The following is a 699-nucleotide window of genomic DNA, read 5'->3' as shown; positions in this document are numbered from 1 at the left end:
GGCGCTTACCACTTTGTGATTCATGACTGGGGTGAAGTCGTAACAAGGTAACCGTAGGGGAACCTGCGGTTGGATCACCTCCTTACCTTAAAGAAGCGTTCTTTGAAGTGCTCACACAGATTGTCTGATGAAAAATTAGCAGTAAAAATCTCTGCAGGCTTGTAGCTCAGGTGGTTAGAGCGCACCCCTGATAAGGGTGAGGTCGGTGGTTCAAGTCCACTCAGGCCTACCAAATTCTTCCTGAAGAATTGTCGGTACAGAGATTCGTTTTTGCGATGGGGTTATAGCTCAGCTGGGAGAGCGCCTGCCTTGCACGCAGGAGGTCTGCGGTTCGATCCCGCATAGCTCCACCATCTTCTTTACTGCGAAAAATACAAGAAAACTTCAGAGTGTACCTGAAAAGGTTCACTGCGAAGTTTTGCTCTTTAAAAATCTGGATCAAGCTGAAAATTGAAACGACACACTGTGTCTGTTCTCCGTAATAAGAACAGATAAGCGGTGTGTTCGAGTCTCTCAAATTTTCGCAACGCGGGAATGTTTTACGAAACATCTTCGGGTTGTGAGGTTAAGCGACTAAGCGTACACGGTGGATGCCCTGGCAGTCAGAGGCGATGAAGGACGTGCTAATCTGCGATAAGCGTCGGTAAGGTGATATGAACCGTTATAACCGACGATTTCCGAATGGGGAAACCCAGTGTG

At 47.6% G+C, this 699-nt stretch carries 2 tRNA genes and 2 rRNA genes; all 4 read left to right on the top strand.

The annotated features are described in order from the left end of the window. Nucleotides 1-85 (top strand): 16S ribosomal RNA (locus ABOC97_RS23900); the annotation flags it as partial. Between the two features lie 70 nt (nt 86-155). Beyond that, a tRNA-Ile gene (locus tag ABOC97_RS23895) sits at nt 156-232 on the top strand. Nucleotides 233-277: 45 nt separating this feature from the next. Continuing rightward, a tRNA-Ala gene (locus tag ABOC97_RS23890) sits at nt 278-353 on the top strand. A gap of 210 nt (nt 354-563) precedes the next feature. Then, a 23S ribosomal RNA gene (locus ABOC97_RS23885) occupies nt 564-699 on the top strand; the annotation flags it as partial.

This window comes from Kluyvera huaxiensis, assembly GCF_040149365.1.
Classification (GTDB): domain Bacteria; phylum Pseudomonadota; class Gammaproteobacteria; order Enterobacterales; family Enterobacteriaceae; genus Kluyvera; species Kluyvera intermedia_A.
The sequence above is the reverse complement of the archived record's forward strand: the minus strand, read 5'-3'. Positions and strand labels throughout refer to the sequence as shown.